At 61.8% G+C, this 26,304-nt stretch carries 21 protein-coding genes; 14 read left to right on the forward strand and 7 right to left on the reverse strand.

Features of this window, described 5'->3' with window-relative positions; all coding sequences use genetic code 11:
- Nucleotides 1-96 precede the first annotated feature (96 nt).
- Nucleotides 97-1,458: an NAD(P)-dependent oxidoreductase gene (locus ASC97_RS30685; RefSeq protein WP_057472113.1), complete on the forward strand. Its 1,362-nt coding sequence runs from the start codon at nucleotides 97-99 to the stop codon at nucleotides 1,456-1,458.
- 15 nt (nucleotides 1,459-1,473) lie between these two features.
- Nucleotides 1,474-2,787, forward strand: a complete 1,314-nt coding sequence (preA, locus tag ASC97_RS30690) for an NAD-dependent dihydropyrimidine dehydrogenase subunit PreA (RefSeq protein ID WP_057472114.1) — start codon at nucleotides 1,474-1,476, stop codon at nucleotides 2,785-2,787.
- A gap of 100 nt (nucleotides 2,788-2,887) precedes the next feature.
- Here preA and ftrA read toward each other — a convergent pair whose 3' ends face one another.
- A complete protein-coding gene (gene ftrA, locus ASC97_RS30695; RefSeq protein ID WP_057472115.1) occupies nucleotides 2,888-3,886 on the reverse strand; it encodes a transcriptional regulator FtrA in 999 nt (332 codons plus the stop codon).
- Nucleotides 3,887-3,956: 70 nt separating this feature from the next.
- On the opposite strand from ftrA, the gene ASC97_RS30700 reads away from it, so the two are divergent.
- From ASC97_RS30700 to ASC97_RS30710, 3 genes are all read left to right on the forward strand, one after another.
- The gene (locus ASC97_RS30700; RefSeq protein WP_057472261.1) at nucleotides 3,957-4,367 is read left to right on the forward strand and encodes a rhodanese-like domain-containing protein; all 411 of its coding nucleotides are present in this window, start codon (nucleotides 3,957-3,959) and stop codon (nucleotides 4,365-4,367) included.
- A gap of 184 nt (nucleotides 4,368-4,551) precedes the next feature.
- Nucleotides 4,552-5,088 carry a biliverdin-producing heme oxygenase gene (locus tag ASC97_RS30705; protein ID WP_057472116.1) on the forward strand — a complete coding sequence of 179 codons (537 nt, stop codon included), beginning with the start codon at nucleotides 4,552-4,554 and terminating at the stop codon, nucleotides 5,086-5,088.
- Nucleotides 5,085-7,661: an HWE histidine kinase domain-containing protein gene (locus ASC97_RS30710; RefSeq protein WP_057472117.1), complete on the forward strand. Its 2,577-nt coding sequence runs from the start codon at nucleotides 5,085-5,087 to the stop codon at nucleotides 7,659-7,661. The genes ASC97_RS30705 and ASC97_RS30710 overlap by 4 nt, the downstream gene beginning before the upstream one ends.
- Here the strand turns inward: ASC97_RS30710 and ASC97_RS30715 are convergent.
- Entirely contained in the window at nucleotides 7,656-8,312 is a 657-nt protein-coding gene (locus tag ASC97_RS30715; RefSeq protein ID WP_057472118.1) for a TetR family transcriptional regulator C-terminal domain-containing protein, read from the reverse strand. The genes ASC97_RS30710 and ASC97_RS30715 overlap by 6 nt on opposite strands.
- Before the next feature lie 303 nt (nucleotides 8,313-8,615).
- Here ASC97_RS30715 and ASC97_RS30720 point away from each other — a divergent pair, with 303 nt between their 5' ends.
- Both ASC97_RS30720 and hydA read left to right on the forward strand, forming a co-directional pair.
- Complete coding sequence (locus tag ASC97_RS30720; protein ID WP_057472119.1) at nucleotides 8,616-9,869, forward strand: Zn-dependent hydrolase; 1,254 nt, start codon at nucleotides 8,616-8,618, stop codon at nucleotides 9,867-9,869.
- Between the two features lie 74 nt (nucleotides 9,870-9,943).
- Nucleotides 9,944-11,398, forward strand: coding sequence for a dihydropyrimidinase (gene hydA, locus ASC97_RS30725; protein ID WP_057472262.1), 1,455 nt, complete (start codon nucleotides 9,944-9,946; stop codon nucleotides 11,396-11,398).
- Between the two features lie 9 nt (nucleotides 11,399-11,407).
- On the opposite strand, the gene ASC97_RS30730 is transcribed toward hydA, so the two are convergent.
- Complete coding sequence (locus ASC97_RS30730; protein WP_057472120.1) at nucleotides 11,408-11,821, reverse strand: cupin domain-containing protein; 414 nt, start codon at nucleotides 11,819-11,821, stop codon at nucleotides 11,408-11,410.
- A 95-nt stretch (nucleotides 11,822-11,916) separates the two neighbouring features.
- On the opposite strand from ASC97_RS30730, the gene ASC97_RS30735 reads away from it, so the two are divergent.
- The 7 genes from ASC97_RS30735 (at nucleotide 11,917) to ASC97_RS30765 (ending at nucleotide 21,660) form a co-directional block, all read left to right on the forward strand.
- Nucleotides 11,917-12,705: an ABC transporter ATP-binding protein gene (locus ASC97_RS30735; protein ID WP_057472121.1), complete on the forward strand. Its 789-nt coding sequence runs from the start codon at nucleotides 11,917-11,919 to the stop codon at nucleotides 12,703-12,705.
- Nucleotides 12,706-12,885: 180 nt separating this feature from the next.
- A complete protein-coding gene (locus ASC97_RS30740; RefSeq protein ID WP_057472122.1) occupies nucleotides 12,886-13,770 on the forward strand; it encodes an ABC transporter permease in 885 nt (294 codons plus the stop codon).
- Complete coding sequence (locus ASC97_RS30745) at nucleotides 13,767-14,894, forward strand: ABC transporter permease (RefSeq protein WP_057472123.1); 1,128 nt, start codon at nucleotides 13,767-13,769, stop codon at nucleotides 14,892-14,894. The genes ASC97_RS30740 and ASC97_RS30745 overlap by 4 nt, the downstream gene beginning before the upstream one ends.
- A gap of 56 nt (nucleotides 14,895-14,950) precedes the next feature.
- On the forward strand, nucleotides 14,951-15,922 hold the full coding sequence (locus tag ASC97_RS30750; RefSeq protein WP_057472124.1) for an ABC transporter substrate-binding protein: 972 nt from the start codon (nucleotides 14,951-14,953) through the stop codon (nucleotides 15,920-15,922).
- A 406-nt stretch (nucleotides 15,923-16,328) separates the two neighbouring features.
- Nucleotides 16,329-17,519, forward strand: coding sequence for an efflux RND transporter periplasmic adaptor subunit (locus ASC97_RS30755; RefSeq protein ID WP_057472125.1), 1,191 nt, complete (start codon nucleotides 16,329-16,331; stop codon nucleotides 17,517-17,519).
- A gap of 11 nt (nucleotides 17,520-17,530) precedes the next feature.
- Entirely contained in the window at nucleotides 17,531-20,827 is a 3,297-nt protein-coding gene (locus ASC97_RS30760; protein ID WP_057472126.1) for an efflux RND transporter permease subunit, read from the forward strand.
- A gap of 149 nt (nucleotides 20,828-20,976) precedes the next feature.
- Complete coding sequence (locus ASC97_RS30765; protein WP_057472127.1) at nucleotides 20,977-21,660, forward strand: Crp/Fnr family transcriptional regulator; 684 nt, start codon at nucleotides 20,977-20,979, stop codon at nucleotides 21,658-21,660.
- A 13-nt stretch (nucleotides 21,661-21,673) separates the two neighbouring features.
- On the opposite strand, the gene ASC97_RS30770 is transcribed toward ASC97_RS30765, so the two are convergent.
- The 4 genes from ASC97_RS30770 to ASC97_RS30785 are packed head-to-tail and all read right to left on the reverse strand — an operon-like array spanning nucleotide 21,674 to nucleotide 26,294.
- Nucleotides 21,674-22,279 carry a histidine phosphatase family protein gene (locus ASC97_RS30770; protein WP_057472128.1) on the reverse strand — a complete coding sequence of 202 codons (606 nt, stop codon included), beginning with the start codon at nucleotides 22,277-22,279 and terminating at the stop codon, nucleotides 21,674-21,676.
- Nucleotides 22,279-23,376, reverse strand: coding sequence for an ABC transporter ATP-binding protein (locus ASC97_RS30775; protein WP_057472129.1), 1,098 nt, complete (start codon nucleotides 23,374-23,376; stop codon nucleotides 22,279-22,281). Before ASC97_RS30775 ends, ASC97_RS30770 begins: the two co-directional genes overlap by 1 nt.
- Nucleotides 23,373-25,118 (reverse strand): ABC transporter permease, encoded by a 1,746-nt coding sequence (locus ASC97_RS30780; protein WP_057472130.1) that lies wholly within the window; start codon nucleotides 25,116-25,118, stop codon nucleotides 23,373-23,375. The genes ASC97_RS30775 and ASC97_RS30780 overlap by 4 nt, the downstream gene beginning before the upstream one ends.
- 54 nt (nucleotides 25,119-25,172) lie before the next feature.
- Entirely contained in the window at nucleotides 25,173-26,294 is a 1,122-nt protein-coding gene (locus ASC97_RS30785; RefSeq protein ID WP_057472131.1) for an extracellular solute-binding protein, read from the reverse strand.
- Nucleotides 26,295-26,304 lie beyond the last annotated feature (10 nt).

Genomic DNA, 26,304 nt, shown 5'->3' on the forward strand with positions numbered 1-26,304 from the left:
CATAGAAACAACGGCCTAAAATTTTACCGTTTGATAAATTTTTTGACCTGAGTTACGCTTCCTTCCTGGCCGTTTACCAATAATGAGGGAACTTCAATGGAACGCCTGGAAACTGGGATCCGTGCCGGCAGGCTTTCGTCCGCCGAATACGAGGATAATTTCTCCGATCTGCATCCGCGCCTCGACAAGCACGAGGCGCTGGTCGCCGCAGACCGCTGTTACTTCTGTTATGACGCGCCATGCATGACGGCCTGTCCCACCTCGATCGATATCCCCCTGTTCATAAGGCAGATATCGACGGGAAATCCGCTCGGATCCGCCAAGACCATTTTCGACCAGAACATTCTGGGCGGTATGTGCGCCCGCGTCTGTCCCACCGAAGATCTGTGCGAGCAGGCATGCGTGCGCAACACGGCCGAAGAGCGTCCCGTCGAGATCGGCCGCCTGCAGCGCTACGCGACCGATGCGGCAATGCAGGCAGGCAGACAGTTCTATAGTCGGGCCGCCTCGACGGCAAAAAAGATCGCAGTCGTAGGCGCTGGTCCGGCCGGCCTTGCTGCAGCACACCGCCTTGCGGTGAAGGGCCATGACGTCGTCATCTACGACGCGAAACCGAAGTCGGGCGGCCTTAACGAATACGGCATCGCCACCTACAAGTCCGTGGACGACTTCGCGCAGAAGGAAGTCGAATATGTTCTCTCGATCGGCGGCATTGAAGTAAAACACGAGCAGCTGCTCGGCCGCGACTTCTCGCTCTCAGACCTGCAGTCCGAATACGACGCCGTCTTCCTCGGTATCGGTCTTGCCGGCGTCAACGCTTTGCGTGTGGAGGGCGAAAGACTGCCGGGCGTAGAGGACGCGGTCGATTTCATTGCCGCCCTTCGCCAGGCGGGAAACAAGGCAAGCATTCCGGTCGGACGCCGCGTGGTCGTTCTCGGCGGCGGCATGACAGCGATCGACGCCGCCGTACAGGCAAAGCTTCTTGGCGCCGACGAGGTGACGATCTGTTATCGCCGCGGCAAGGAGCACATGAACGCCTCTGAATTCGAGCAGGATCTGGCGACGTCGAAGGGCGTCATCATCCGCCACTGGCTGGCCCCTAAATCGGTCCTCTCGCAAGACGGCAAGGTGGCTGCGATCGAGGTCGAATATACGAGGCTGGTCGATGGCCGCCTGACGACGACCGGGGAAACCGGCGTGATCGCCGCAGACCAGGTCTTCAAGGCGATTGGTCAGACGTTCGAAGCCTCCGGCCTCGGAGCGTTGCGCATGGAGTCCGGCCGCATCGCCATCGATGGCGAGGGCCGCACTTCGCTGGAAGGCATATGGGCCGGCGGTGACTGCGTCTTCGGCGGCGATGACCTTACCGTCTCCGCGGTTGCGCAAGGTCGCGATGCCGCCGAATCCATCAACCGCGTGCTTGCTGCCGGTGCGCAGCCGGCCGCAGCCGTCGCGTGAAGAGGAGAATGAACAATGGCTGATCTCCGCAACGACTTCGTCGGCATCAAGTCTCCGAACCCCTTCTGGCTGGCATCCGCGCCGCCGACCGACAAGGCCTACAATGTCGAGCGTGCCTTCAAGGCGGGCTGGGGCGGCGTCGTCTGGAAGACGCTGGGCGAAGAAGGTCCGCCGGTCGTCAACGTCAACGGCCCGCGCTACGGCGCGATCTGGGGCGCCGACCGCCGCCTGCTGGGCTTGAACAACATCGAGCTGATCACCGACCGCGACCTCTATACCAACCTGCGCGAAATGAAGCAGGTGAAGATGAACTGGCCGGACCGCGCCCTCATTGCTTCCATCATGGTGCCCTGTGAGGAAAATGCCTGGAAGGCGATCCTGCCGCTGGTCGAAGAGACCGGCGCCGACGGCATCGAGCTCAACTTCGGCTGTCCTCACGGCATGTCCGAACGCGGCATGGGCGCTGCCGTCGGACAGGTGCCGGAATACATCGAAATGGTCGTGCGCTGGTGCAAGCAATATACGCGCATGCCCGTCATCACCAAGCTGACGCCCAACATCACTGATGTCCGCAAGCCCGCACGCGCCGCCAAGGCGGGCGGCACAGATGCGGTCTCGCTGATCAACACGATCAATTCGATCACCTCTGTCAACCTCGACACGTTCGCGCCTGAGCCCTCGATCGACGGTCGCGGCAGCCATGGCGGCTATTGTGGCCCGGCGGTCAAGCCGATCGCTTTGAACATGGTGGCAGAGATCGCCCGCGATCCGGAGACCTATGGGCTGCCGATTTCGGGTATCGGCGGCATCACCACATGGCGCGACGCAGCCGAGTTCCTGGTGCTCGGCGCAGGCAATGTACAGGTCTGCACCGCCGCCATGACCTACGGCTTCAAGATCGTCCAGGAGATGATCACTGGCCTCTCCGGCTGGATGGATGCCAAGGGCCATCGCAACCTCGACGACATCACGGGCCGCGCAGTCGCGAACGTGTCGGACTGGCAGTACCTCAACCTCAACTACATCGCCAAGGCGACGATCGATCAGGACGCCTGCATCAAGTGCGGTCGCTGCCACATCGCCTGCGAGGATACCTCGCACCAGGCGATTACCCAGTTCGTCAATGGTGTCAGGCACTTCGAGGTGATGGAAGAGGAGTGCGTCGGCTGCAATCTCTGCGTCAACGTCTGTCCGGTCGAGAACTGCATCACCATGGAGCAGCTGCCTGCCGGCGACCTCGACAGGCGCACCGGCAAGATCGTCGACGCCAATTACGCAAACTGGACGACTCACCCGAACAATCCGATGGCCAAGCAGGCCGCGGAATAAGCCGTACACCGGTGCTGCGGGACGGTCTCGCAGCACTGCCCCACCCACCAACACGCGTTATTCACGGCGCCGACGCGCCGTGGCTCCTTCTCAAACATGATCAGCCACCTACGAACGTCTTGCGGTAAGCCCCCGGGCTCGTACCCAGGCGCTTGCGGAAATGATGGCGCATTGTCGCCAGCGTCCCGAAACCGCTGGCCGCGGCGATATCGTCAAGCGATATCGCCAGGTCGTTCTCCAGAAGCCCGCGTGCGTGGCGAAGCCGTTCCTTCAGCAACCATTCGCCGACGCTTGTGCCCGTCGTTGCCTCGAACCGGCGCTGGAAGGTGCGCATGCTCATCCCCGCCCTCTCGGCGAGCAGACTGATCGGCTGGTCCTCGTCCAGCCTTTCCCGCATCCACTCGAGCAAGTACCCGAGCCGTGCGCCCTCGCGCTCCTGCGGCACGGGAGCGCTGATGAACTGCGCCTGCCCGCCCTCGCGATGCGGCGGGACCACCAGCCGGCGGGCAACGCTGTTGGCGGCCTCCGTTCCGAAATCTCCGCGCACCACATGAAGACAGAGATCGATCCCGGCAGCGCTGCCAGCCGCCGTCAGGATACTGCCCTCGTCCATGTAGAGCACACTGGCATCGAGACTGACGTCGGGATAGCGCTGTGCGATCGACGATACGTAGCGCCAATGCGTCGTCGCGCGGCGCCCCTTCAGCAGTCCGGAAGCGGCAAGGACGGCAACACCCGAGCAGAGCGACATGATACGCGCACCGCGTTCATGAGCGGCCTGCAGCGCGCAAGCCAGGGTATCCGGCACCGGCGCGTCGATGGCACGCCAACCGGGAACGACGATCAGGTCGGCCTGGTCGAGAATATCGAGGCCGCTGTCGACCGTCACCGTCAGTCCGCCGGCGGCCCGAAGCGGCCCGGGCTCTATCCCGCAGACCGCAAAGCGATACCAATCCGCGCCCATCTCCGGACGCGGGAGCCCGAAGACCTCATAGGCAATGCCGAATTCGAAGGTGCATAGCCCATCGTAGGCGAGCACTGCGACCACGGGACCGGACAGCGAAGCGGTGTTTGGCACGATATTTACGCCAATCGTCATTATGGCCAATTTCCATCTGGCGTATCATCTTGCATCCTCCACGGCAATTCAAACCGTGAAAGGAAATGCCATGCCAAGTGCCGTCGCCGAAATCCCTGCCGCCTCCCCGGAGGCCACCGCCGCACACTACGCCCGCAAGCTCGCCTTCGAAACCGATTGCTGGGATGTCCACGCATCGTTGTCAGCCGCTCAGGCCGACTTCGTCTTGCTGGACGTACGCTCGCCGACGATGTTTGCCGCCTCGCACATCCCCGGGGCGGTCAACCTGCCGCACGGCAAGATGACCGCCCACCGAATGTCGCAATGGCCGGTGGACACCCTGTTCGTCGTCTATTGCGCCGGCCCGCATTGCAACGGCACCGACAAGGCAGCCCTTCGCCTTGCCAGGCTCGGGCTCTCGGTCAAGGTGATGATCGGTGGAATGACCGGTTGGGCCGACGAGGGTTTTGCATTCGGCGCCGAGGCGACCGCCGCTGCATGATCCAGTCTGCGGCGGACCGTCCGCGTCGGCAAACGCTCGGACCGCCGCCCAAAGTGCCATCCCGATTGAATTTTCGGCCGTCAGCGCGCAAGTTTCTTGACCTTTGCGGTGGAAATGCGAATTTCCTGCCTCATATTTGAAATCCTGCCAGGACTTCGATAGCCGGGATTGGAAATTCAACAGCATGCCACTTCGCAGCGCGCTTCGCGCCCACACCAGCGATTGTCACGCAGCGGTAGACGACATCTTTGGGCGCTTCGATCTGGCCGATCCGATCGCCTATCGCGCGTTTCTTTCGGCGCACGCCAGGATCATTCCCGCAATGGAGATTCGCCTCGAAGAGGCGGGCATAGGATCGCTGTTGCAGGATTGGCCGGCCCGCAGACGCCGTCATCTGCTTTTTGCCGATCTTGCGGACCTTGGTGCGCGCACGCCCCCACCGTTGCCGGCGCCGCCGTTCGAAGGCAGGGCGGCCCTTTGGGGCGCGGCCTATGTTCTCGAGGGTTCGAAGCTGGGGGGTGCCATGCTGGCCAAAAGAGTGCCCGCATCCTTGCCGTCCCGCTACCTGACGCCGCCTGGCCCCAAGGGCGGAGCCAGAAGCTTCATGGAGGCTCTGGATAGCGCAGACACCGAGGAGCCCCGGGCGATCGAAGCTGCCCGGATTGTCTTCGGGCTTTTCCGCAACGCAGCGGAGCTTCAGCTGGAGCTCGCCGTCTCGTGACCGACAAGATTGAAAGGGTCGATCTGACCAACTGCGATCGCGAGCCGATCCATAGGCTGGGGGCCATTCAACCCTTTGGTTTCCTGCTGGTCGTCTCCTCGGACTGGCTGGTCGCGCGCGCCTCCGCCAACCTTGAACAATTCGTTGGCGTATCCCACCGGGAGATCATCGGTCGGCCGGTCTCGCAGATCATCCATTCGAAGACCATGCATGCACTCCGCAACCGTCTGAGCATCATGCGGGGTCCCGATATGGTCGAGAGGCTATTCGGTGTGGCCCTGTCGGAAGACGGGCCGCTTTTCGACATTGCGCTTCATATGAGCGACGATCAGGTCGTCATCGAGGCGGAGCCGTCGCAGGACGGGAGCCAGGGCGGTTCCACCGCGTCGATCCGAAGCATGATGGCGAGGCTCGATCAGGCCGGGACGCTGGAAGCCTTCTTCCGGGAGGGAGCAAGGCAGGCCCGTGCGCTGACAGGCTTCGACCGGGTGATGGTCTACCGGTTTGACGACAGCGGCGCCGGCGAAGTCGTGGCGGAAGCAGCACGCTCCGGTATCGGTTCGTTCCTGGGGCTTCACTATCCGGCCTCGGATATCCCGGTGCAGGCCCGCGCGCTCTACACGCGCAACCTGTTCCGGATCATAGCTGACGTCGATGCCGTCAATGTGCAGGTATTGCCCGACCTCGATGCGCATGGCCGCCCGATCGACCTCTCGATGTCGATCCTGCGGTCGGTATCGCCGATCCATATCGAGTACCTGAAGAACATGGGGGTCGGCGCATCGCTTTCCATTTCGATTGTCATCGATGGGAAGCTATGGGGTCTGTTTGCCTGCCATCACTATTCGCCGCGCCTTCCCTCGAGCGAACGCCGCACCGTCTCGGAACTGTTCGGCCAGATGTTTGCGTCTCGCCTGGAGAGCCGCGAACGGCGGTTGGCACTGGACTTCGAAACGAAGGCCCGGCAGATCGCCGATCGCCTCCTGACCTCCGTCGCGGACAATGCCAGCCTGCTGGACGATCCTTCCTGGCTGATCGAAGCGCTGTCCGATGCAATTCCCGCGGATGGCATCGGGGTCTGGATCGACGGCCGCTCAGCCTTGAGCGGCCTGGCGCCGTCGCAGGAGCAATTTTCGGAGCTCGTCCGGATTTTGAACCGGAATGCGGCCGGTCGCATCTTTGCAACCGACAACATATCGCAGTCCGCGCCCGACGTGTTGCCGAGCGGTACCGTGGCCGGTCTCATCGCAATTCCCATATCCCGGTCGCCGCGCGACTATGTGGTCCTGTTCCGCCAGGAAATCGTCCGCAGCGTCCGCTGGGCGGGCGATCCGCACAAGCCGGTGGAATACGGCCCGAACGGTCCTCGCCTCACACCGCGCAAGAGCTTCGAGACATGGTCGGAACTCGTTCGCGATCGCTCCCATCCATTCTCCGTGGCCGAGCGAGGCGTCGCCGAAACGATCCGCGTGACGCTGATCGAAGTCGTGTTGCGCTTGACCGACAAGGCGAATGCCGCGCGCCAGCAGGCGAATGAGCGGCAGCAACTGCTGATTGCAGAACTGAACCATCGCGTCCGCAACATTCTGAGCCTGATCAGCGGGCTGATCCGCCAGTCGCGCGGCACGACGGACAGCGCGTCCGATTTTATCGGCCATCTGGAAGGTCGCATCCAAGCCCTTGCGCGCGCCCACGACCAGATCACGCGCGATCACTGGGCACCAGCGCCGCTCCGCGCCCTGCTTCAGGCCGAAGTCGCGGCCAATTTCGGCAAGAACCCGACACGCATTGCCATCTCCGGCCCGGAAGTGCTGCTCGCGCCGCAGGCATTCTCGATCGCCGCACTGGTGTTTCACGAACTCGTCACGAATAGCGCAAAGTACGGCAGCCTCGGCGACGACGGCGGCGCCGTCACCGTCGCCTGGCGGAAGGACGAGGAGGGAAATCTCCTCGTCGACTGGCATGAAAGCGGCGGGCCGCCAGTTTCGCAACCGACGCGGCAGGGATTCGGCACGACGATCATCCGCAGATCGATCCCGTATGAGCTTGGCGGAAAGGCGGAGGTTGACTACGACAGACAAGGCTTGCGGGCGCATTTCTGTATCCCCGCAAAGTTTTCGACCTTTGTCGAGGGCGAGGTTTCCACGATTTCCAAGAGACTCCCACAAGCGGCCGGGGACGCAGCCGAACCTGTCCAAGACAAGCCGCTGAACGGTCTCGACCTCCTCCTGCTCGAAGACAATCTGATTATTGCCATGGATGGCGAAGACATCTTTCTTCAGTTGGGCGCACGCAGCGTCACGCTTGCCCCCAATGTGGCGCAGGCGCTGGAGGCTATCGACAGCCACAACTTCGATCTCGGTGTGCTCGATGTCCATCTCGGCGAGGAGACCAGTGTTTCGGTCGCCGAAAAGCTGGCGGCCAATGGAATACCGGTGATTGTCGCCACCGGCTACGGCCAGGAAGTCTCGCAAGCATACGGGACTTTCGCCGCCAACGTGCTGCAGAAGCCCTATACGATCGAAAGCGTCGCAAACGCTCTCAGCCGAATGCTGCCGACCCTCACATCATGAGGTCGGCTGAGAGGGCCTGATCGTCAGGCCGTCGATGAAAAGCTGTTCGAGAAAGCGCGCCGCATCCTCGAACCGTCCTTCGCCCGCCTGTCCCTGCCCGAGGACGGCACGCACCTGGACATCGAAATCCGCGTAATGCTGCGTCGTCGACCAGATCGAGAAGATCAGGTGATAGGGATCGCATTTCGCGATCTTCCCGGCCCTGGCCCAGGCCCGGATGACCTCGGCCTTCTCGTCCACGAGTTGCTTGAGCGGCCCCTTGAGTTCGTCTTCGATATGCGGTGCGCCCTGCAGCACTTCGTTGGCGAAGAGCCGGCTTTCCCGCGGAAAATCGCGCGCCATCTCCAGCTTGCGCCTGATATAGCTGCGGATCTCGCTTTCCGGATTTCCCTCGGCATCGAAGGCGCGCAGCGGCTCCAGCCAGGTGAAAAGCACACGGTCGATCAACGCCCGGTGCATGGCCTCCTTTGTCCGGAAATAATAGAGCAGATTGGGCTTCGACATGCCCGCCACCTCGGCGATCTGGTCGATAGTCGAGCCGCGAAAGCCGCTGACGGAAAACACATCGAGCGCGGCTTCCAGGATTTGCTCTTCCTTCTCTCCCTGAATGCGCGTACGCCGCTGCGTCCTCGCTGCTCTCGGAATTGCCATGTCGCGCTTATTTTCCCTTCAAATTCAACCGCTTCACATAAACTCAAGCAAATTCGACCGACTGCTTAAAAAATAGTCATTTGCTCGCAATTTTGTCTGTATTTTTCCTGATTTTCGTCTTGAGCGTGGCGATGGAAGTTGTAATGTTTACCAATCGGTCAAATTATCTGTCAGATGCAAAACAAAGGCAACTGACGATTTTCCGGCGCTAAACAAAACAAACAAGAGCGCCAGACATTGACCGCGGGAACGAGCGGGCATGCCCTTGCATGGCTGCGAAAAAACAGGTGGGGAATAACGGATATGGTGGCAGCACCAGGCGAGAACATGCGCATCAACGGGGACCGTCTCTGGGACAGCCTCATGGACATGGCAAAGATCGGCCCAGGCATAGCAGGCGGCAACAACCGCCAGACGCTGACCGATGCAGATGCGGAAGGGCGCAGCCTTTTCAAGAGCTGGTGCGAGGCTGCGGGCTTATCGATGGGGGTCGACAAGATCGGCACGATGTTCGCGACGCGGCCCGGAACCGATCCGGACGCGCTGCCCGTCTACGTCGGCTCGCATCTGGATACGCAGCCGACCGGCGGCAAGTACGACGGCGTGCTTGGCGTGCTCGGCGCGCTTGAAGTCGTGCGAACGATGAACGACCTCGGCATCAAGACCAAGCATCCGATCGTCGTCACCAACTGGACCAACGAGGAAGGCGCGCGGTTCGCTCCCGCCATGCTCGCCTCCGGCGTCTTCGCCGGCGTTCACTCGCTGGAATACGCCTATGACCGCAGGGATCCAGAGGGCAAGACCTTCGGCGAGGAGCTGAAGCGCATCGGCTGGGTCGGCGACGAGGAGGTCGGCGCGCGCAAGATGCACGCCTACTTCGAGTACCATATCGAACAGGGCCCGATCCTGGAGGCCGAGGAAAGGCAGATCGGTGTCGTCACCCACTGTCAGGGCCTCTGGTGGCTCGAATTCACGCTGACCGGCAGGGAAGCCCATACGGGTTCAACGCCCATGAACCTCCGCGTCAATGCCGGCTTGGCAATGTCCCGCATCGTCGAAATGGTTCAGGACGTCGCCATGGAAAACCAGCCCGGCGCCGTCGGCGGCGTTGGCCAGGTGTTCTTTTCGCCGAATTCCCGCAACGTGCTTCCGGGCAAGGTCGTCTTCACCGTCGACATCCGCTCGCCTGACAAGGCCAAGCTCGACCGCATGCGCGCGAAGATCGAAGCCGAAGCACCCAGGATTACCGACGCCCTCGGCGTCGGCTGTTCGATCGAGCCGATCGGTCACTTCGAGCCCGTGACATTCGACCCGAAGCTCGTCACGGCCGTTCGCAGCGCCGCAGAGCGGCTCGGTTACAGCCACATGAATATCATCTCCGGCGCCGGCCACGACGCCTGCTGGGCAGCCAAGGTCGCGCCCGCGACGATGGTCATGTGCCCCTGCGTCGGTGGCCTTTCGCACAACGAGGCTGAGGAGATCTCCAAGGAATGGGCCACGGCGGGAGCCGATGTCCTGTTCCACGCGGTCATCGAGACGGCGGAAGTTGTTGTTTGACGGAAGGCGGGATCAATCCCGCCTTCTCTATTTCTGGCGGACGCAGAGCCGCGGCAAAACTCGAGGGAACGATCATGAGCACAGTCATCAAGGGTGGAACAATCGTAACTGCCGACCTGACTTATAAGGCGGACGTGAAGATCGAGGGCGGCAAGATCGTCGAGATCGGCCCGAACCTCTCCGGAAACGAGACGCTCGATGCGTCGGGCTGTTACATCATGCCGGGCGGCATCGATCCACACACCCACCTCGAAATGCCTTTCATGGGCACCTATTCCTCGGACGACTTCGAGAGCGGCACGCGCGCGGCACTGGCCGGCGGCACGACGATGGTGGTCGACTTCGCGCTTCCCTCGCCCGGCCAGTCGCTGCTGGAAGCACTGACGATGTGGGACAACAAATCGACCCGCGCCAACTGCGACTATTCCTTCCACATGGCGATCACCTGGTGGAGCGAGCAGGTCTTCAACGAGATGAAGACCGTTGTTCAGGAAAAAGGCATCAACACCTTCAAGCATTTCATGGCCTACAAGGGCGCGCTGATGGTCAACGACGACGAGATGTTCGCCTCGTTCCAGCGCTGCGCCGAGCTCGGCGCCCTGCCACTGGTCCACGCCGAAAACGGCGACGTCGTTGCCTCCCTGTCAGCTAAACTTCTGGCCGAGGGCAACAACGGCCCGGAGGCCCACGCCTATTCCCGTCCGGCCGAGGTGGAGGGCGAAGCCACCAACCGCGCCATCATGATCGCCGACATGGCGGGCTGCCCGGTCTATATCGTCCATACCTCCTGCGAACAGGCGCATGAAGCGATCCGCCGCGCCCGCCAGAAGGGCATCCGCGCCTACGGCGAGCCGCTGATCCAGCATCTGACGCTCGATGAAAGCGAATACTTCGACAAGGATTGGGACCACGCCGCCCGCCGCGTCATGTCCCCTCCCTTCCGCAACAAGCAGCACCAGGACTCGCTCTGGGCGGGCCTCGCCTCCGGCTCGCTGCAGGTCGTCGCCACCGACCACTGCGCCTTTACGACAGACCAGAAACGCTATGGCGTCGGCGATTTCACCAAGATCCCGAACGGCACCGGCGGCCTTCAGGACCGCATGCCGATGCTCTGGACCCATGGCGTCAACACCGGACGCCTGACGATGAACGAGTTCGTCGCGGTCACCTCAACCAACATCGCCAAGATCCTCAATATCTATCCCCGCAAGGGTGCGATCCTGGTCGGTGCCGATGCCGACCTCGTCGTCTGGGATCCGAAACGTTCGAAGACCATCTCGGCCAAGACACAGCAGTCGGCGATCGATTACAACGTCTTCGAAGGCAAAGAGGTTACCGGTCTGCCGCGCTACACGCTGACGCGCGGAGTGGTCGCCATCGAGGAGGACACGATAAAGACGCGCGAAGGTCATGGCGAGTTCGTCAGGCGGGAGCCGGTCACTGCCGTCAGCAAGGCGTTGTCGACCTGGAAGGAAATCACCGCGCCGCGCAAGGTCGAGCGTTCGGGCATTCCGGCGAGCGGGGTCTGACCGGTGGCTTCAGCCCTGCACCACCGCGTCCAATTCCGGAAGCAGCACGACGCTCTCCTGCTCGTTCGGGTCTGTTCGGGCGATAATCGCCGTGCAGGGCGTGCTGCTGAGATTGGCCGGCAAATGCGGCACGCCTGCGGGTATGTAAAACAGCTCGCCGGCGTGAACGATGACGTGATGCTCGAGCTTGTCGCCGTACCAGGTGTGTGCCTCGCCGGAGAGCATGTAGATCGCCGTTTCGTGCGCCTCGTGCAGATGCGCCTTGGCGCGCACGCCGGGCGGGATCGTCAGGAGGTGCATGCAGATGCCCTTGGCGCCGACCGTCTCGGCAGCGATGCCTTGGAAGTAACTCAGCCCCTGTTTGCCGTCATAGGCGTGGCTCGGGCGGACAATATGACAGGTAGGCTTTGATGTCGCGTCCATCCTCATCCTCCATGGAGCTTGCCGGTTCATCGAAAACCGGTACTCATACTATCACTCAAACCGCCTCGGCGCGGGGAAAACAGGATCCATCAGCATTGACGCAAGCTGCCTCCGTCGTATCCGCCAAGGATCTCTGTCTCACCTATCAGGCCGACGATGCGCCGGTGCATGCGCTGAGCAACGTCAACCTCGATGTGCGCAAGGGCGACTTCGTCTCCTTCATCGGCCCCTCCGGCTGCGGCAAGACGACGTTTCTGCGGGTCATCGCCGATCTTGAGAGGAAGACCTCCGGCGACATCACCGTCAACGGCATGACGCCGGAGGAAGCCCGTAAGGCGCGCGCCTACGGCTATGTCTTCCAGGCGCCCGCTCTCTATCCCTGGCGGACGATCGAAAAGAACATCGCCCTGCCGCTGGAAATCATGAGCTATCCCTCCGCCGACAGGAAAAAGCGGATTGCCGCGGCTCTCGAACTGGTGAACCTCTCCGGCTTCGAAAAGAAATTCCCCTGGCAGCTCTCCGGCGGCATGCAGCAGCGCGCGTCGATCGCCCGCGCCCTGGCCTTCGACGCCGACCTGCTCCTGATGGACGAGCCCTTCGGCGCCCTCGACGAGATCGTCCGCGACCACCTCAACGAAGAGCTCCTGAAGCTCTGGGCGCGCACCGACAAGACGATCTGCTTCGTCACGCACTCGATCCCGGAAGCCGTCTACCTCTCGACCAAGATCGTGGTCATGTCGCCCCGTCCGGGCCGCGTCACCGATATCATCGACTCCACCCTTCCGAAGGAACGCCCCTTGGGCATCCGCGAGACGCCCGAATTCCTCGAAATCGCCCACCGCGTCCGCGAGGGTCTGAGAGCGGGGCACAGCTATGAGCACTAGGTTCGCCAGTCTTCCCGTCTCCCTTGCGGGGAGAAGGTGGCCCGAAGGGTCGGATGAGGGGGCCTTCGCTGCACCCGCGTCCGTCGCTTATCGCTCCGGCCGTTCGCTCCGTTCGTTGCTCACCACCTCATCCGCCCTACGGGCACCTTCTCCCCGCCGGGGAGAAGAGGAGTGCGCCGCATGAAACCGGACACTCTCAAGGACAAGGTCGTCCCCGTCGTCTCGATCCTCTGCATGCTGGTTGTCATCTGGTATATCGCCGCTGTCCTGATGAACGCGTCCTTCCAGCGCGACATGAACGCCCGCGCCAACCAGACGCCGGGAACCGTGGAGTTCATCGAGCAGACTCTCTCGCAGCCCAAGCCGTTGCTCCCTGCCCCGCACCAGGTGGCGCAGAACGTGTTCGAGAACACCTTCCTGCGCAAGCTCTCGAGCAACCGCAGTCTCGTCTACCACAGCGGCGTCACCCTCTCCTCCACGGTCCTCGGCTTCAGCTTCGGCACGCTGCTCGGCATCCTGATTGCCGTCGGCATCGTGCACATCAAGGCGCTCGACCGTAGCCTCATGCCGTGGATCATCACCTCGCAGACCATTCCGATCCTGGCGATTGCCCCGATGGTGATCGTCGTCCTCGGCGCGATCAACATTACCGGCCTCATACCGAAGGCCCTGATCTCGACCTATCTGTCCTTCTTCCCCGTCACAGTGGGCATGGTGAAGGGCCTCCGTTCGCCCGAGGTGATGTTCCTCGACCTGATGCGCACCTATAACGCATCCGCGGCGCAGACCTTCTGGAAGCTGCGCGTGCCGGCCTCCGTTCCCTACCTCTTCACGTCGATGAAGGTTGCGATTGCCGCGAGCCTCGTCGGCGCCATCGTCGGCGAACTGCCGACTGGCGCGGTCGCCGGCATCGGCTCCAAGCTTCTGGCCGGCTCCTACTACAGCCAGACCATCGACATTTGGGCAGCCCTCGTCGCCGGCTCGGTTCTTGCAGCGCTGCTGATTGCTGTCGTCGGGCTGGTTGCCAAAATTGTCGACAAGTCGATGGGCGGGAGACCGGCATGAGGCACATGGATTTTTCCTGGCAGGGGGCGCTTGCCCTTCTCCTCACCGTGTTGGCGCTGGCGACATTGCCGATCCTTGGCGCGGGTGCTCCGCAACCCGTCTCGGAGACGACGGTGGCATTGACGATCGCCTTGATCGTCGCGACGGCGCTTGTCTCTTTCGCCCCGCTCCCGAAGCCTTACGTGGCCGCGACCCTGTTCGTGGGCGCGCATTGGGCAGCCTGGATGCTGCTGTCCGGCATCGCCGGCAACGAGGGGCTCGCGACGAAATCCTTCTTCTGCCTGATGGCCGCCTGCTGGTTGCTGGCCTGGCGCTGCGTCACCGAGCTTTCGGAGATGAAACCCGCGTCAAGCTCCGAGCGGTCGATCTTGCGGCTCCTCATCCCCGCCATCTTCGGCGCATGGATCCTTATCATCTGGGAATCGCTCACCCGGGGTGCCGGCATTCCGTTCGTCCTGTTGCCGCCGCCGAGTGCCATCGGCGCACGCATTGTCGGATCGCTCCCGACTCTGGGAGAGGACGTCAGGCAGACGATCTTCAAGGCCGTGCTCGCCGGCTACGTCATCGGCTGCGCCAGCGGCTTCGTCGTCGCCGTCCTCGCCGACCGCGTCGCCTTCCTGCGCCGGGGCCTGCTTCCGATCGGCAACATGGTTTCCGCGCTGCCGATGATCGGCGTCGCGCCGATCATGGTCATGTGGTTCGGCTTCGACTGGCAGTCGAAGGCAGCGGTCGTTGTCATTATGACGTTCTTCCCGATGCTGGTGAACACCGTCGCCGGCCTCGCGGCATCCGGCACGATGGAGCGCGACCTGATGCAGACCTACGCCTCCAACTATTGGCAGACACTGCTGAAGCTCCGCCTTCCCGCAGCAATGCCCTTCATTTTCAATGCATTGAAGATCAACTCGACGCTGGCGCTGATCGGTGCCATCGTCGCGGAGTTCTTTGGTACGCCGATCGTCGGCATGGGTTTCCGAATTTCCACCGAGATCGGACGCATGAATGTCGACATGGTCTGGGCGGAAATCGCCGTTGCGGCGCTTGCCGGCTCGATCTTCTACGGCGTCGTCGCCCTGGCGGAACGGGCGGTGACTTTCTGGCATCCGTCTATCCGTGGTGGCTAGGCGTCGCTTTATTCCCGCGAATGGGATTGAGGCATAACTTCAGAGGGAACAAGAAAATGAAAAAACTGATTGTTGCAATGATGGCAAGCGCAATGTCGCTTGCGGCAGCCAATGCGATGGCTGCAGACAAAGTGACGCTGCAGCTGAAATGGGTCACCCAGTCACAATTCGCCGGCTACTACGTCGCCAAGGACAAGGGCTACTACGAAGAAGAAGGCCTCGACGTCGACATCAAGCCGGGCGGCCCCGATATCGCTCCCGAACAGGTGATTGCAGGCGGCGGCGCCGACGTGATCGTCGACTGGATGGGTGGCGCGTTGGTGGCGCGCGAAAAAGGCGTTCCGCTCGTCAATATCGCCCAGCCCTATCAGAAGTCCGGCATGGAACTGATCTGCCGCAAGGACGGCCCGATCAAGACCGAAGCCGATTTCAAGGGCCACACGCTCGGCGTCTGGTTCTTCGGCAACGAGTATCCGTTCTTCGCCTGGATGAACAAGCTCGGCCTCAAGACCGAAGGTGGCGCTGATGGCGTGACCGTGCTGAAGCAAAGCTTCGACGTGCAGCCGCTCCTGCAGAAGCAGGCCGACTGCATCTCCGTCATGACCTACAACGAATACTGGCAGGCGATCGATGCCGGCTTCAAGCCTGAAGAACTGACGGTCTTCAACTATACCGCCATGGGCAACGATCTTCTCGAAGACGGCCTCTACGCATCGGAAGAAAAGCTCAAGGACCCGGCCTTCAAGGAAAAGATGGCCAAGTTCGTCAAGGCTTCGATGAAGGGGTGGAAGTACGCTGTCGAGAACCCGGACGAAGCGGCTGGGATCGTCGTCGACGCCGGCGGCCAGGACGAGAACCATCAGAAACGCATGATGGGCGAAGTCGCCAAGTTGATCGGTGACGGCACCGGCAAGCTGGATACGACCCTCTACGATCGCACGGCCAAGGCCCTCCTTGACCAGAAGATCATCAGCAAGGAGCCGACCGGCGCCTGGACGCACGACATCACCGACGCAGCTGCCAAGTAGCCTGCATCGGCTTAAAAAGAGAACGCGCGGAGCTGATCCGCGCGTTTTTCTTTGGCAAAAGAGAAAAATTTCAAGCCCGGGTGTCGCAACACGAGGGGCTCGGACGTCTTTATGACATACGAACCTGATCAACTATCGTAATGCTTGCATAACCTGCCAGTGATTGATTTGCATGCCGATGGTAATTAATGTGAATCTCAGGAGGAATTATTTTCTGCCGGACTTGCGCGATGGACAAAACGATACCACGTACAATCCGATTTTGCCGGACGAGGGACTTCTCAATTATGAGACGGCAAAAGACGCAAAAATAATTCTGAGAATACAAATACTGAAACGGGCCTTTTCGCGAGCTGAGGACAACGCGCGAGTTTGGCTGACCTTGTCAAGGACTGGACGAAGACGCATGGCACGCACGCCGCTCAACATTCTACGCGCCTCCACTGTGCTCCTGGTTGCTTTGGCGGCTTCGGCCGTATTTGCCCAGGAATCACCGGTCGCCAAACCGCAGCAGAATCTGCCCGCTATCGTGGTAACGAAAGCATCCAACCGCACGCTGGTGGACCGCGTCATCGCGACGGGAACGGTAAAGCCGGTCGAGGAGATATACATCCAGCCTCAGGTCGAGGGCCTGTCGATTCGCGCGCTGAACGCCGATGTCGGCGACAAGGTCCGCTCGGGCAGCGCGCTGGCCACGCTCAACGATGACGCTCTCCTGCTCCAGAAGAGCCAGCTGCAGGCCACCAAGGCCAAGAACGAGGCAAGCCTGGCGCAGCTGCGCTCCCAGCTGATCGAAGCGCAGGCCAATGCCGAACAGGCACGGCAGCAGCAGGCCCGCGCCCAGGAGATGGGCAAGAAAGGCACCGTTTCCACGGCGACGGTCGAGCAGGCCGATGCCGCTGCAGCATCCGCAAACGCCCGCGTATCGTCCGCCGAACAGGCAATCCAGGTCGCAATAGCCGATATCAAGGTCACCGACAGCCAGATCGCCGACGCCGACCTCAAGCTTGCAAGGACGGATGTCAAAACACCGGTCGATGGCACGGTTTCCGCCAAGAGCGCCAAGGTTGGCGCCATTGCGTCGGGCACCGGCGAACCGCTCTTCACCATCATCCGCGACGACAAGATCGAACTCGTTGCAGAGGTCGGAGAGACCGACATCGTCAAGATCGAGCCCGGCCAGAAGGCGACGCTATCGCTTTCGGGCAGCCGCGAAAAGCTGTCGGGCTCGGTTCGCCTCGTTTCGCCGACGGTCGATCCTCTGACGCGCCTTGGTCTCGTCCATATCCTCATCGACGACAGCAGCAAGGCGCGCGCCGGCATGTACGGCAGTGCCGAGATCATCGTGCGCACGGCTGAGAACGTCGCACTGCCGCTTTCGGCCGTGCTGACGGGCAATGACGGTTCCTCTGCCCGCAAGGTCGAGGGCAACGTCGTAAAATTCGTCAAGGTCGAGACAGGCATCCAGGATGGCGCCTATGTCGAGATCACCAAAGGACTGACCTCTGGCGAGGAAGTCGTTGCCAAGGCGGGCGCCTACGTCCGCGACGGCGACCGCATCACGCCGGTTCGTGAACAGCCCCCGGCTTCCAACTAAGAGACGGCCCGATGAACTTTTCAGCCTGGTCAATCCGAAATCCCATCGCGCCGCTTCTGGCCTTTGCCCTGCTGCTTTTCGTAGGCATTCAGGCCTTCAACAAGCTGCCGATCACGCGATTCCCGAACATCGACGTTCCGCTCGTCTCGGTCGTGGTGACGCAGAGCGGCGCATCTCCGGCCGAACTCGAAATGCAGGTGACGAAGGAGATCGAAGACGCCGTCGCCAGCATCACCGGCATCGACGAAATCCAGTCGACGGTCACCGACGGCCAGTCGCAGACCGTCATCATGTTCCGCATGGAAGTACCGACGGAACAGGCCGTGCAGGACACCAAGGACGCGATCGACCGTATCCGCGGCGATCTGCCGGCCAATGTCGACGAGCCGATCGTTTCCAAGATCGACGTCGAAGGCCAGGCGATCCAGACCTTCGCGGTCTCATCGCCCGATATGACGCTCGAGGAGCTTTCCTGGTTCGTTGACGACACCGTCAAGCGCGCGCTGCAGGGTCAGACCGGTATCGGTCGCGTCGACCGCTACGGCGGCGCCGACCGCGAGGTGCGCATCGAGCTCAACCCCGACAAGCTCAACGCCTACGGCATCACCGCCGCAAGCGTGAACCAGCAGCTTCGCGGCACCAACGTCGACCTCGGCTCCGGCCGCGGCCAGGTCGCCGGCAGCGAGCAGGCGATCCGCGTGCTCGGCGACGCCCGCAATGTTGCGGAACTGGCCAATACGACGATCGCGCTGCCGAACGGCCGCTTCGTCAAGGTCTCCGACCTCGGCGCCATCAAGGACACCTACGAGGAGCCGAAATCCTTCTCGCGCTTCAACGATACGCCTGTGGTCACCTTCGGCGTATTCCGCTCGAAGGGTGCCAGCGAGGTCAGCGTCGCGGAAACCGTATCGAAGAGCCTCGAAAAGGTGCGGGCCGAGAACCCGAACGTGAACATCGAGCTGATCGATGACTCGGTCTATTTCACCTACGGCAACTACGAAGCAGCCATGCATACGCTGCTCGAGGGCGCCCTGCTCGCCATCGTCGTCGTGTTCCTGTTCCTGCGGAACTGGCGCGCGACGCTGATCTCGGCCGTCGCGTTGCCGCTGTCTGCGATCCCGACGTTCTGGATCATGGATCTGATGGGCTTCTCGCTGAACCTCGTCAGCTTCCTGGCATTGACGCTGGCGACCGGTATTCTCGTCGATGACGCGATCGTCGAGATCGAGAACATTGCCCGCCATATCAAGATGGGCAAGACACCCTACCGCGCCGCCATCGAGGCCGCCGACGAAATCGGTCTCGCGGTTATCGCCACGACGTTCACGATCATCGCCGTCTTCGTGCCGGTGTCGTTCATGCCGGGCATTCCCGGCCAGTACTTCATCCAGTTCGGCCTGACGGTGGCCTTCTCCGTCTTCTTCTCGCTGATGGTCGCCCGCCTCATCACACCGATGATGGCAGCGTATCTCATGAGTCCGGAAGACGGCATCGAGGATCACCACGACAATGACGGCTGGTTCTTCCGCGGCTACACGCGGCTCGTGCGCGCCACGACCAGCCGCTGGTGGACCCGCTACGCTACACTGATTGCTGCAATCGGCTTCCTTATCGGCTCGATGGCGCTGCTTGCGCAGGTGCCGGGCAGCTTCCTGCCGCCAGAAGACGCGTCCCGCATCGTCCTCTCGGTCGAACTGCCGCCGAACGCGACACTCGACGACACCGAGGCGACCACCGACGAAGTCTTCAAGAACGTCGAGGGAATCAATGGCGTCGAAAGCGTCTTCGTGCTCGGCGGCGCATCGCCGAAGGGCGATCTCGAACTGCGGCGTGCAACGGTAACGCTGGCCCTGCAGAAGCTCGATCAGTCTCTTGTAAAGAAGCTTGTGAACGATTTCCTCGGATCGATCCCGGTCATTGGCCCACACCTCCCCAAGGTCGAGGTTCACGGTCGTGTCCGCCCGCAATGGGATATCGAGAAGGAAGTCTTTGCCAAGCTCCGCCACATCCCCGACGTCCGCATCCTGAAGCTCAACGACCGCGGCGAGCGTGACCTTTCGTTCAACTTCCTCTCCAAGAACGAGAAGGATCTGAGCAATGCCGTCGGCATTCTGGAAGGGAAGCTGCGTGCCGACCCGTCGCTGGCAAACGTCAGCGCCGATGGTGCACTGCCCCGTCCGGAACTGCAGGTTCGCCCGCGCAAGGATCAGGCTGCCCGCCTCGGAATCACGCCGCAGCAGATCTCGGAGACCATCCGGGTCGCTACGATCGGCGATATCGACGCAGCGCTTGCCAAGATCAACCTCGACGATCGCCAGATCCCGATCCGCGTGCAGGCTTCGCTCGACATGCGGCGCGATCTTGCCGCTCTCCGGGCGCTGAAGATCCAGACGGCCAGCGGAGGAACCGTTCCGCTCGCGACCGTCGCGGATATCGATTATTCGGAAGGCGTAAGCTCGATCAAGCGCAACAACCGAAACCGTGTCGTCTCGATCGGCTCCGATTTGCCTCAGGGCGTCGCGCTCGACACGGCATCGGCCCGCTTCCGCGATATCGTCAAGGACGCCAACATTCCGCCCACGGTCCAGCTTGTCGAAAGCGGCGACACCAAGGTGCAGAAGGAAATGCAGCAGAGCTTCGTCAATGCCATGTTGATGGGTCTGATGCTGGTGCTGACCGTGCTGGTCCTGCTCTTCAAGGACGTGATCCAGCCCTTCACCATCCTCTTCTCGCTGCCGCTTGCAATCGGTGGCGTGGCCGTCGGCCTGCTGGTCACGAACAACCCGCTCTCGATGCCGGTGCTGATCGGCATCCTCATGCTGATGGGCATCGTCACGAAGAACGCGATCCTGCTTGTCGATTTCGCCATCGAAATGCGCCATCGCGGCATGCAGCGCGTCGAAGCCATGGTGGAGGCTGGGCGCAAGCGTGCCCGCCCGATCATCATGACCTCGATCGCAATGTCGGCGGGTATGCTGCCGTCGGCGCTCGGCGTCGGCGAAGGCGGCTCGTTCCGCGCACCGATGGCGATTGCGGTGATCGGCGGCATCATCGTGTCGACGGTGCTTTCGCTGGTGGTCGTGCCCTCGTTCTTCCTGATCATGGACGACCTGTCCCGCCTCCTCGGCTGGATGTTCGGCCGACTGGTCGGCAAGAAGGATCAGGAAGAACTGCCGCTGTCGCGCGAAGAACTCACGGAGGCCGTCGGCGCCCTCGACGACCGGGTCACCGCCATCGAGAAGCCGGACAGCAAGCGCGGCAAATCCGGCGGCAACGTCGTCCGGCTCCCCCCCTTCGCGGCGGAGTAGCGTTCCAAAGATACAAAGGCCGGGGCCCGCCCCGGCCTTCTCTTTTTCATCAGGAATTGATCGAGATCAAATCCTGAACCCCATTCTCCGGTTATCCTTGCCAATATGTCGCGGGAGGTGGCTCTCGCCGCGCAACCAGGGAGAAACTGATGAACCAAGGTCTGAAATTAAGCAGTTCGCAAAGGGCGGTGCTCGGGGGTGCCTCGATCGCTTCGGGGCTCGACGCCGATGAGCGCGATGCTCTTCTGTCCTGTGCCGTTTCCGTCCGCTATGAGAGCCAGGATATCCTGTTCTACGAAGCCGAGACTGCGCACCACTTCTACTGCGTGCTGAGTGGTTATGTCAGGCTGTACCGGCTGGGCGCCGACGGGCGTGCGGCGGACCTCAGCATCTGCGAACCGGGCGACAGCTTCGGCGAGTGCCTGATCCTGTCCGGCGAAGGCTATAACTACAGCGCACACGCGATGGATCATGCGATCCTCGCACGCTTCGACCTGGCAAAGGTCAGGGAACTGCTTGCCGAGCGACCGCGCATCGCCACCGCCATCATGCGCAGCCTCTCCAGGCATTTGCTGTCGACGCTGGATTGCCTGGCGAGCGACCGCATGCAGACCGCGCCGCAGCGCGTTGCAAACTATCTGCTGACCCATTCGGAGAAGGACGGTGCGGCGGCCTCCCTGCGGCTGCCGTTTCAGAAGAGCCTGCTCGCGCGCAAGCTTGGCCTAGCGCCGGAAGCGCTTTCCCGCGCCTTTTCAGCCCTGCGCACGGTCGGCGTCACCGTTCAGGGCCGTGCCATCGCGATCGACGATGTCGACGCGCTGAGGCATATCTGAAACCGGGCGAGCCTTAGTCCGCGACGGACACATCGGGCGCCACGGAGCCGATATTGTAGCCTTCAAGCTGGGCGGTCGCGGCGTCGGGGGAGGAAAAATACAGGATCGTGGCCGTTCCTGGCGTTACCGGAATGACGCGCGACGGCGGAAGGTCGAGAAACTCGTGGCAGGCCGCCCTGATCACCCCACCATGCACCACCGCCAGCAGATCGCCCTCGGCTTTCGCCAGCCAGTGACGGACTCCATCGGAGATCCTCTTACGAAAGACCCACCATGCTTCGCCCCTGTCCGGGGTGTAGGTGCCCGCGCGCCAGGCTTTGTAGTCTTCGGGTCGCTGCTCGAGCAGTTCGGCCTTTGTCCGGCCCGTCCACTCTCCCATATCGAGCTCCCGCAGCCTCGCATCCGAAGGGGCGTTCGGATGACCGATCAATGCAACAGTCTGACGCGTACGTCCGAGATCGGACGATATGACGTGAGCTGGTGACAGCGCACGGGCATAAGCGCGAAAGCGGCGAGCCTGCTCGATACCGCGTTCCGAGAGTTCGGAATTATCCTGTCCCTGAAGGCGCTGCTGCGCGTTCCAGAGGGTTTCACCGTGACGAAGAAGAATGAGCCGCATCAGTTGATCCTGTGGCCATCGAGAGAAAAAACGGCATCCGGCCGGCGTATGAATGAAAGTGTCACCGGGTCTCCTGGTACCGCAGAATAATGGCCCTGTGCCATGGCAGTGACCCGCAGGCCGTCGATCACGGCCGTCACCATTGTCTGGCCAGCGATCGGCGCGGCCTCGGCAAAGCGGGCAACGACCGAAGGCGCGCCATCGACCTTGCCGACGGCCACATCCTCAGCGCGGTACAAAAGCTGCGCCTCGGCGAGAGCCGGAGCCAGGCTGGCATCGACCATGGTGCTTCCCGCAAAGGCGAAGTGATCCACCTGCCGCCTAACGGGGATCAGGTTGGCCGGCGGTGTTCCGAGAAAGGTTGCGACGAAGGCGGTTTCCGGTGCGCGCAGAAGGTCGGCGGGCCTTCCGAACTGCTCGACGCTGCCGCCGTTAAGAACAGCAACATGGGTCGCCATCGTCATCGCTTCGACCTGATCATGGGTTACGTAGACGGAGGTCGCTTTAGTCGCGCGGTGAATCCGCATCAGTTCGCTGCGCATCTCGATGCGCAGCTTGGCATCGAGGTTGGACAACGGCTCGTCAAAGAGAAGAATACCGGGTCTCGGGGCGATGGTACGGGCAATAGCGACCCGCTGTTGCTGTCCGCCTGAAATCTCAGCGGGATATCGATCGGCGAGCACCTCTATACCAAGCAGAGACAGTACCTCGCGCACGCGGGCGTCGCGTTGCTCCTTCGACCACCTGGCAACTTTCAGCGGCCAGGCGATGTTTCCTGCGACTGTCATATGGGGCCAGAGTGCGTAGCTTTGAAAAACCAGACCCGCATTGCGCGACCCCGCGTCCGCGACAATGCCGCCTGTACCGCTCGATACCGTCTTCCCGACGAAATTGATCTCTCCTTCCGTTGGTGCCTCAAGACCGGCCAGCATCCGCAGAAGGGTCGATTTTCCGCATCCGGACGGTCCCACAAGCACGAGGAAGGCCCCAGTGGGAACAGACAGGTTGATGTCGGATACAGCGGTAAAGGACCCGAAACGCTTGACGAGGTTCTTGATCTGAATAGCTATGTTCACGTCGATCGGCGCGTTGATCATGATTGTTTCCACTTTTGGACGCGGCTCTGAAGAAGCTCCGCGAGAACGGATGCGGCAAGGCATACTACCAGGATGATGAGCGTGATTGCGTTCGCAAACTGCATGAAACCTTCTGCCGCATAGCGATAGGCGACCATGCTGAGCACTGGTGATGTCGAGGTAAAGAGCAGTACGACCAGCGACAGATCCCTGACCATTTTGACGAACACAAGGATGGCGCCCGCACCCAACCCACGAATTGCGAGGGGGAACGTGATGACCGCCAGCCGGCGCAAGGGACCTGCGCCGGTGAGGCGGGCACTTTCCTCGATATCGGCAGAAATCTGGCCGAGAACAGATCGCCCGGACTGAACGGCAAACGGCAGATTATGCGCCGACGCTGCGAGCACCAGCAGAAGGAAGGTGCCATACAGCGAAGGGAGCGGGCCAATGGGCGCTCCGTAGAGTGCGATGTAGGCGGCGGCAAAGGCGATGCTCGGAACAAGCAACGGAGTGAAGGCGAGCTGGCTGAGCACTTTTGCGAGGAGGCTGCCACGTCGCTGTACGATCGTATAGGCAAGCGCCAGCCCCAGAAGCATCGTCGTTATCGCGACAACGATACCAAGCCGGATGGTATTCCAGAGCGCTTCGAGCAGCACAGGGTTACGGAAGATGCCCGCCTGACCTTGCGCGATCTCGCCGCCGCCCTCCCCGATCCAGAAGGACAGGGTCCAGTTCGAAAACAGCGCGCCACTCTGAGGCGCAAAGCTCGATGCACCCAGCACCAGAATTGGCGCAACCGTCGTCATGAAACCTATCGACGCTGCAATGGCGAACAGCGGCCAACGCCACGGGCCAAGTGGAAATCGTTTAGTACGCCCCCCTTTTCCCGTGACGGTAACGAAAGCCTTGCGGCCCGAGACGATCCGGTCGGAAAGCCACAGCAACGTGGCCGAGACGACGATAAGCAGCAGGGCAAGCACAAAGCCGCGTTCCTGCTGACCTGTCTCGATCAGGCCGAACAGGCGTGTCGACAAGGTCTGCATTCGAACCGGCAGGCCGAGCAAAGCCGGAGCTGCAAAGTTCGCGACAGCTCCCGCAAAGGTGAGCGAGGAGGCTGCGACCAGAGCCGGCGCGACAACCGGCAGGATAATACCGAAGAAGATGCGCGATCTCCGTGCACCGGCCATCTGGCCGGCCTCGACCATATCCGCGCCGACTGAACTGAGCGCTGCTGCGATGATGGTGTAGGCCAACGAGTAGTAGTGCGCGATCAGGACGATCATCGCCGGGACGATACCCCAGGCAAGCCAGTCGGGAATAGCAATCCCGTTGGCCTCGAAGAAGCCGACCGAACCACCGAGTCTGGAATTCCGGAACAGCGTCCCCCAGGCAAGGGCGGCGGCGAAACTGGGGATCATGTAAGGCAATGTCCCCACCAACCCCAGCAGACGACGGCCCGGAACGTCGGTCAGTACAACGAGCCAGGCAAGAAAGCCGCCGAGCAGCAGACATCCTGCGGCGACACCGAAGCCGAGCAGCATGGTATTCAGGAGCGGCCGCCACCAGAGGTTCATCGACAGGGGGCTGAAGAGAACCGCCTGCCAGGCAGCGAGACCTTCCGGCGTCAAAGTCGACGTCAGAATGCGAAGCAGCGGCGCAACGACGAGAAGCGTGCAGATCGCGATCAAAATGGCGGGCATGAGGAGGCTGCTTCGGAACAGCCAGCTGCCCGACGGCATGGATATGGATGGGGATGACATTGAAAAACTCCGGGGAGCGCCGACACGCTGTTGATGTCGGGTCGGCGTCCGAGACTACTGCAAGGTGATGATCAGGTCGGCCACGCGATGGCGCGCCATTGCTGTCTTCGCGGGATTGATCGTCCATGCGTCGAGCTCTTCCAGCTTGACGGAGTCGGGGTTGTCGCTGATCGTTTCGCGCGTGGCATAGTCGCCTGGCACATCGAACGGCTTGTATGCCGGTCCGCCCGAGGGACTGTCGTCGCCGAACATGAAGTCGATCAGCAGTCGGGCTGCGGCGGGGTGCGGAGCCTTAGCAGGTATTGCCAGAACGGCGGGGAAGAGAATGCCGTTGGCCGGCTCGACGTCTTTTGCAACTTGGAGCGCCCAACCTTCCTTCTCGTTGTCACGGCGGTCCGAATAGGTTCCGAAGCCCACCGGCGGCTGCTTGGCCTTCACGTCGCCGACCGACTTGTTTAGGACGTCGCTGTTGGGAACCAGAATAAGATCGTTGGCGAACAGGTCTTTGACGAATTGCTCGCCTGCACCCTGAAGGTCGGCATCGACCGCGATATCTTTGCCGAACTGCGCCTTGTATGCCGCAGCCATTTCGCTGGGACGCAGGACGATTTCCGTCAGGAGGTCGAGCAGCTCGCCTCGCAGCGACGGATCGACCATCAGCACCTTGCCCTTCCATTCAGGCATGGTGAGCTGCCAGAGATTGGTCACAGGCGACCCATTGGGAAAGGCTTTCTCGTTGTACATCAGCACTTTGGTCGACAGGCGGTGAGCCAGCAGCGGCGCTTGATACTGACTGGCGATCTCATCGGCGACCCTGGGCGGCACATAGTTCGTAACCGCTCCCTTCGACACGAGCTTTTCCAGCACGACTGGCGTATCGGCAATGTAGAGAACATCGACAGCATGGACACCCGCCTGTTGCTCGGCTTCAAGCCGGGCAATCTGCTTGGTCGAACTCATATCGAGCCCGATGAAATCGATGCCCGGATACTTCTCCTCAAACGCTTTCTCGACCTTGGCAATCCGACTCGACAGCGAAAAGATGGTAACGCTGCCCTCCTTCTGGGCCAGTGGCAGCAATTGCTCCGGCTTGATCGCATCAAGGTCGTTCGCTTGTCCTGCCGCCGGTAGTGCGAACAATCCCGTCACAATGGCAGCCTTGAAAAATTTATGCATAAAATCTCCT

This window comes from Rhizobium sp. Root1203 (assembly GCF_001424945.1).
In the GTDB taxonomy this organism is placed as follows: domain Bacteria; phylum Pseudomonadota; class Alphaproteobacteria; order Rhizobiales; family Rhizobiaceae; genus Rhizobium.

Coding starts and splice junctions, on each gene's coding strand:
- ASC97_RS30685 (WP_057472113.1), top strand. CDS start 97: ATGGAACGCCTGGAAACTGGGATCCGTGCCGGCAGGCTTTCGTCCGCC.
- preA (WP_057472114.1), top strand. CDS start 1,474: ATGGCTGATCTCCGCAACGACTTCGTCGGCATCAAGTCTCCGAACCCC.
- ftrA (WP_057472115.1), bottom strand. CDS start 3,886: ATGACGATTGGCGTAAATATCGTGCCAAACACCGCTTCGCTGTCCGGT.
- ASC97_RS30700 (WP_057472261.1), top strand. CDS start 3,957: ATGCCAAGTGCCGTCGCCGAAATCCCTGCCGCCTCCCCGGAGGCCACC.
- ASC97_RS30705 (WP_057472116.1), top strand. CDS start 4,552: ATGCCACTTCGCAGCGCGCTTCGCGCCCACACCAGCGATTGTCACGCA.
- ASC97_RS30715 (WP_057472118.1), bottom strand. CDS start 8,312: ATGGCAATTCCGAGAGCAGCGAGGACGCAGCGGCGTACGCGCATTCAG.
- ASC97_RS30720 (WP_057472119.1), top strand. CDS start 8,616: ATGGTGGCAGCACCAGGCGAGAACATGCGCATCAACGGGGACCGTCTC.
- hydA (WP_057472262.1), top strand. CDS start 9,944: ATGAGCACAGTCATCAAGGGTGGAACAATCGTAACTGCCGACCTGACT.
- ASC97_RS30730 (WP_057472120.1), bottom strand. CDS start 11,821: ATGGACGCGACATCAAAGCCTACCTGTCATATTGTCCGCCCGAGCCAC.
- ASC97_RS30740 (WP_057472122.1), top strand. CDS start 12,886: ATGAAACCGGACACTCTCAAGGACAAGGTCGTCCCCGTCGTCTCGATC.
- ASC97_RS30745 (WP_057472123.1), top strand. CDS start 13,767: ATGAGGCACATGGATTTTTCCTGGCAGGGGGCGCTTGCCCTTCTCCTC.
- ASC97_RS30750 (WP_057472124.1), top strand. CDS start 14,951: ATGAAAAAACTGATTGTTGCAATGATGGCAAGCGCAATGTCGCTTGCG.
- ASC97_RS30755 (WP_057472125.1), top strand. CDS start 16,329: ATGGCACGCACGCCGCTCAACATTCTACGCGCCTCCACTGTGCTCCTG.
- ASC97_RS30760 (WP_057472126.1), top strand. CDS start 17,531: ATGAACTTTTCAGCCTGGTCAATCCGAAATCCCATCGCGCCGCTTCTG.
- ASC97_RS30765 (WP_057472127.1), top strand. CDS start 20,977: ATGAACCAAGGTCTGAAATTAAGCAGTTCGCAAAGGGCGGTGCTCGGG.
- ASC97_RS30770 (WP_057472128.1), bottom strand. CDS start 22,279: ATGCGGCTCATTCTTCTTCGTCACGGTGAAACCCTCTGGAACGCGCAG.
- ASC97_RS30775 (WP_057472129.1), bottom strand. CDS start 23,376: ATGATCAACGCGCCGATCGACGTGAACATAGCTATTCAGATCAAGAAC.
- ASC97_RS30780 (WP_057472130.1), bottom strand. CDS start 25,118: ATGTCATCCCCATCCATATCCATGCCGTCGGGCAGCTGGCTGTTCCGA.
- ASC97_RS30785 (WP_057472131.1), bottom strand. CDS start 26,294: ATGCATAAATTTTTCAAGGCTGCCATTGTGACGGGATTGTTCGCACTA.